This window comes from Xanthovirga aplysinae (assembly GCF_009711365.1).
GTDB classification, from domain to species: domain Bacteria; phylum Bacteroidota; class Bacteroidia; order Cytophagales; family Cyclobacteriaceae; genus Xanthovirga; species Xanthovirga aplysinae.
The window spans coordinates 3,812-9,359 of sequence record NZ_SMMB01001145.1 but is presented as its reverse complement, the minus strand read 5'-3'; the positions used below and the strand labels follow the sequence as shown (position 1 = coordinate 9,359).

The following is a 5,548-nucleotide window of genomic DNA, read 5'->3' as shown; positions in this document are numbered from 1 at the left end:
TTTTCCATTTTTAGTATAGCTGCCCTTGGATTGACATTTATGGGAATTAATTATGCCCCAACCATTGCTCTTTTTGCGGCTTTAGCTAATTTGATTCCTTATGCAGGACCTATTTTGGGAGCAGCTTTTGGTATGATAGTAGGGATATCAACTGCCACAGATTTAGCCGAAACTAATACCTTTGTTATTCTTTTGGTGAAAATAGGTTCCGTTTTTGCCATTGTGCAACTTATCGATAATATGATTTTGCAACCTTTAATTTATTCAAAAAGTGTAAAAGCCCATCCTTTAGAGATTTTTGTTGTTATCTTTGCCGGAGCAACTCTGGCACAAATTCCTGGTATGATCGCTGCTATTCCAGTGTACACCGTACTTAGGGTATCTTTTAAAGAATTGTACAGAGCCTACAAACAATATCATATTTTTAAATACTAAATTAATTTATATAAATGGGACTGCAATGTGGAATTGTAGGGCTTCCTAATGTGGGAAAATCTACATTGTTTAATGCATTGTCTAATGCAAAGGCTGAAGCGGCAAACTATCCTTTTTGTACAATTGAGCCAAATGTTGGGGTTATAACTGTGCCCGATAGTCGACTTGATAAATTGGCTCAAATGGTTAAACCTGAAAAAGTGCTGCCTACAGTAATCGAATTTGTAGATATTGCTGGACTGGTAAAGGGAGCTAGTAAGGGAGAAGGCTTAGGAAATAAGTTTTTGGCAAATATTCGTGAAGTGGATGCCATTATCCATGTGGTGCGCTGTTTTATAGATGAAAATGTCTCTCACGTTTCTGGAGCTGTGAATCCTATAGCTGACAAGGAAGTAATTGATACAGAATTACAATTAAAAGATCTGGAATCAATTGAGAAAAAAATCCAAAGAGTGGAGAGAGTGGCCAAGTCGGGTGATGCCGCTGCCAAAAAAGAGCTAGCTATATTGGAGCGATATAAGGAGGTTTTGGAAAGAGGACAAAATGCCAGGACATTGGAAGTTTCAAAAGAAGATAGTGTTATAATTGAGGAGCTGAAACTTCTGACAAATAAACCAGTTATTTATGTGGCTAATGTGGAAGAAGATTCCGTAGCCACAGGAAATGAACATTCTCAAACTTTAAAGGAAGGTGTAAAGGCTGAAAATGCACAGGTGATTGTAGTGAGTGCCTCCATAGAAGCTGAAATAGCAGAATTGGAGGAAGAGGAAAGGGAGGTTTTTCTTTCTGAGTATGGCTTAGAACAATCTGGTTTGAATAAATTGATTCGGGCTTCATATGCTTTGTTGGACCTGATTACCTATTTCACTGCTGGAGTAAAAGAAGTAAGGGCATGGACTATTCATAAAGGATGGACAGCTCCACAAGCAGCAGGAGTAATACATACTGATTTTGAAAGGGGCTTTATCAGAGCTGAAGTAATTAAGTATGAAGATTTCGTTAATTATGGTTCTGAGCAATCTTGTAAAGAAGCTGGAAAAATGGCTGTGGAAGGGAAGGAATATATAGTTACAGATGGTGATGTTATGCATTTTAGATTTAATGTGTAAAAATTGAATAAAGCACTGATTTATATATAGTTGGAAGCATCTGAACATTGTTCAGATGCTTTTTTTGTTTTCAGTTTAAAATTACAAACTTATTATTTTTGATAAATTGTCGCTAAAACTTGTTAAATTAGTAATAAGATTATAGTATATACTTTTAAAAAATGCGCTTATTTTGTTTTTATTATCAGTATATCAAAATTTGTTTTTATAATTTTAAAAAATATTAATTGGATTTATTTTTAAAATCATGCTTGGTTATAGTTATATTTTTTCTTAGATTATTATTATAAATAAAGGATATGGGGCTGGTTCGCTCTCCTGGGTATATTAGCTCAGGAATTAATTTTTAGAATATATTTTAGCATGAATAACTTGTCCCGGGAAATGCCTTTTTGTTTAATTATCTTTTTCAACCATTAATTTTATTTCAAATTGAGAGTTCGTATCATATTTAATTTGAAGAATAGGGGTGCCTATGTGCCTTTTCATCACCAGTTCCTTTTAGCCCAATTGATTAAAGGAGTTTTATTAAAAGAGGCCGATAGTCCGTATCGGAATTTTAATAAGTATATTTTTTCCGCATTGAAGGGACAAACTAAAGTCAGTAGAAACGGGCTACATTACTATTCGAGTAAAGTGACTTTAGTGCTTTCAAGTCCTGATCAAAAGTTTATTAATTTCTTTTTGAAAAATCTGTTTTCCTACAAGCAGGTTGAAGTGGGAGGTCTTTTATTGCAGCCTGATGGGGTTGAAAAAGAAGCAGCCCCAAATTTAACCACCGTATCTAAATTTATTTGTATTTCCCCAATTGTATTGTTAACCCCCACATTTAATGATGGAAATGCGAAAAGGTTCATTTCACCGGAAACTGATAGTTTTTCTGATTTATTGTATGAATCAACTATGATGCGAATGGGAGAATATGGCTATACCACAGAGCAGTTAGAATCTTTTTATAAATTTCAGGTGGTACCGGATAAAAATTACTTGTCAAAAATAAAAACAAATCAAAAAAAGTTTGCTAGAATCTATCCTGTTTATAATCAGGATGTAAAATATGAAGTCAGAGGTTATACTTTTCCTTTTACCTTGTACGCTGCCAAGGAAGTCCAAGAATTTGTATTTACCTGTGGTTTAAGTTCTTTTACCCATAAAGGCTTTGGTATGTTAGACCTCGCAAATTCCGATCCTGCAAAAAGAACAATAGAATATAATTTTAATTGATAAAAGTAGATTTCATAAGGAAATACATTTTAAGATCATTCCTAATGAAATGCAGGTGTTTATTGATAAAATGAAAAAATTAGGATTTATAGGATTAATTAATTTTAATATTTTAACAGCTTTATTAATATTTCGATGAGTAGTGTATTCAAGCTTATTTTAATTCGGGCAAATTTTGATGAAGCGAATCAAGGTCTGGAATTTGGCTCTTTCTTTTTCTAAAGTGGCCCAAATTTTATTTTGTTAAAATAATAAATGCATAGATTATAAATCTAAAAACCCCTCCACTTTTTCATCCTATAATTCATAAACTAAATTTAATTTCTTCCTGGATTACTGGAAAACTTTTGATAACCGACAACTTGATCCGTAATAGACCCCAGAGGCCTGTAATAAACAATGATTTCGTATTCATTTTCAGTCTCTCTATGACTTCCTTCAAAAATTAGAGGATTATTACCTCCTTCCACCCAATAAATGTAATTATACCAACCTTGCTTTAATAAGATACTTCCCTCATATTGTTGCTTTTGAGGATTAAAGATCATTTGATTTTCACCACCTCGATCCCAGTTGTCAAAGGAACCCAGGATATATACAGTTTGGTCTAGTTTAGTTTCTGATTTTAGGAAGAAATGAACATTAACATATTCGGCTCCTAGTTCAGAATCATTATTATCAGCGTTGTTAACAACATAATCACCATTAATATCTCTGTATTGGCTATAAGCTAGGTTGTTTCTACTTTTGTCATCACCAAGAAATGCCTCCACGGTATGGTTTTTCCTAATAATATTTCTCACATATTCTCCAGCAAAATCTACTGATCTTAAATCAAAGTATCGGAATTCATTACCACCAGGGAAATTGTTTTCAAGGCGATAGGGTCTGAATTCAAGCATTTGTTGAGTAGCATGAATAAATGTGGGTTTTAAATCAGTCAGAGCATTATCCCATCTTTTATTTTGTCGGATGACTATTTTAATTCTGTCATAGGGATTGTTTTCTTCAATCCTTGCCAAATTTAAGGTGAAGTCAACTTGCTGATTTACCCTTCTTTTTCCAACATCTGAAGAAACACCAATTTCCACCTTTGTCTCTGTCTTTTTTTCATAGATGACAAATCGTTTGGATAGGATCGCTTTTTCTGGGTCATCCTCATCATAAACTTTTAAAAGATAGTTTCCACTAACTTTTACATTAGGAACTTTAAAAATATAATGGATATATGGAATTCGGGTGTTAAAAGAAAAATCATACTCCGTGATAGGGAATTCATTAAAATCATTTAGATATTCTCTTTCAAATAATGGAGATGGTTCCCAATCGAAATTGCAATGAATAAGTTTGACGAAGAGATTCTTAACTCTATCTTCCAAATCATCAAACTCTAAAATCAAGGGTTGATTCTGTTCTATTGAAATGATCGGAGCTAAAGTTTTCTGATCATATGTGTTGGTTGTAGGATATAGACGTATAGATTTAAGTGAGCTTTGAGTTAAAGTTCTTTTTTCAATATTCTGAGGGCCCAAAATTTTTGCTTTGGAAGATAAGCCCATTAAAATGGGGAATATTGTTACGACTACTAGAAGATTGTAATATTTCAATTTTATATTCGTTTTATTTTTCAAAGCTTTTTAGTGGGCATGAAGGTAATTACTTTATTGTAGTAGAGAAAATTTCCGCCCATTTATTTGCTCCAATCCTATGGGAATCAGGGAAAAGTGACTTTTTGATGCCTTAATGGTCTAAGCGAGTGAATTAGTTAGCTTTTGTTGTACTAGTTCCTGAATTTTTTTCAATTTCTTTTGTATGAACGCTGATAGTAATAATAAAATAAAATTGGGTAGATCTGGTGTTGGAGAATATAGTGGAAAAATCTCTCCAATTGCGCAGGATGAAATTGACATCTTGGAATTATTGGTAAAGATTATTGGAATAATTAAAAGGAGAGCAAAATCAATAATTTTAATTGGTGGTCTTTCATTTTTTGTTGGGATAACTAGCTTCTTTTTTATTTCTTCTAAGGCCTTCTATAGTAGTTTAGTGCTTTTTTCTCATGAAATAAAACTTAGTGAAGCTTCTCTTTTAATCGACAACCTTTCTCAATATCTAGAAGAAGATGACAAAAGGAAAGTGGCTAATTTATTAGAAATGAGTACAGAAAGTGTAGGGGAATTAAAAAGTATCGAAATATCAAAATTGGAAGATAATCAAATAGGCAATGGTGCCATTTATATTAGGGCTGAAGTTGGCTCTAATGAAATTTTGCCTGAATTGCAGAAAGGAATCATTCATTATTTTGATTCCAATCCATTTCTTAGTAGACGTCAGGAATTGGATAAAAAAAGGTTATTGACTAATATTTCCGATATTGAAACTGAGTTATCCCGCTTGGATAGTATTCAAATGACATTAGAACAAATCCTAAAAAGTTCTTCCCAAAGCAAAAACGGAGCTAATATTTTTATTGATAATTACACATTGATTAGCAAGCAAATTCTAGCTCTTAAAGATAAAAAGGGTTCTCTGGAAGAAAAGTTGAATGAGAATTTTAAAATTGAAATAATTCAACCCTTTCAAGCCTACAGTAAACCTCAGGGTAAATCCTTTTTTTACTTTTTGGGGATTTGCTTGGGAATTGGGTTAGTTATTTGTATAGTTTGGATAACGCTAACGGAAGTTAATTCTTTAGTGAAGCAGAAAAAACAGGAATTGAGTCAATAAAGTGAAATTACCCTTTCCTAAATTTTGAAATGGGCAAAAACAATTCACTTTGA

General features: G+C 32.8%; 5 protein-coding genes. 4 read left to right on the top strand and 1 reads right to left on the bottom strand.

Annotated elements, in window-relative coordinates; genetic code table 11:
* The 3 genes from E1171_RS14380 to cas6 form a co-directional block, all read left to right on the top strand.
* The coding region (locus tag E1171_RS14380) for an AI-2E family transporter (RefSeq protein WP_155206725.1) at positions 1-435 on the top strand (435 nt) is incomplete at its 5' end.
* A gap of 14 nt (positions 436-449) precedes the next feature.
* Positions 450-1,544, top strand: a complete 1,095-nt coding sequence (ychF, locus tag E1171_RS14375; RefSeq protein ID WP_155206724.1) for a redox-regulated ATPase YchF — start codon at positions 450-452, stop codon at positions 1,542-1,544.
* 432 nt (positions 1,545-1,976) lie between these two features.
* On the top strand, positions 1,977-2,768 hold the full coding sequence (gene cas6, locus E1171_RS14370) for a CRISPR-associated endoribonuclease Cas6 (RefSeq protein WP_155206723.1): 792 nt from the start codon (positions 1,977-1,979) through the stop codon (positions 2,766-2,768).
* 317 nt (positions 2,769-3,085) lie between these two features.
* Here the strand turns inward: cas6 and E1171_RS14365 are convergent, their stop codons facing one another.
* Positions 3,086-4,375, bottom strand: a complete 1,290-nt coding sequence (locus E1171_RS14365) for a type IX secretion system plug protein (RefSeq protein WP_155206722.1) — start codon at positions 4,373-4,375, stop codon at positions 3,086-3,088.
* Positions 4,376-4,580: 205 nt separating this feature from the next.
* Here E1171_RS14365 and E1171_RS14360 point away from each other — a divergent pair, with 205 nt between their 5' ends.
* Positions 4,581-5,495, top strand: a complete 915-nt coding sequence (locus E1171_RS14360; RefSeq protein WP_155206721.1) for a hypothetical protein — start codon at positions 4,581-4,583, stop codon at positions 5,493-5,495.
* Positions 5,496-5,548: the final 53 nt, after the last annotated feature.

Bases quoted from the DNA above. Each gene is read 5' to 3' on its own strand.
- E1171_RS14360 (WP_155206721.1), top strand. From the start codon at position 4,581: ATGAACGCTGATAGTAATAATAAAATAAAATTGGGTAGATCTGGTGTT.
- ychF (WP_155206724.1), top strand. From the start codon at position 450: ATGGGACTGCAATGTGGAATTGTAGGGCTTCCTAATGTGGGAAAATCT.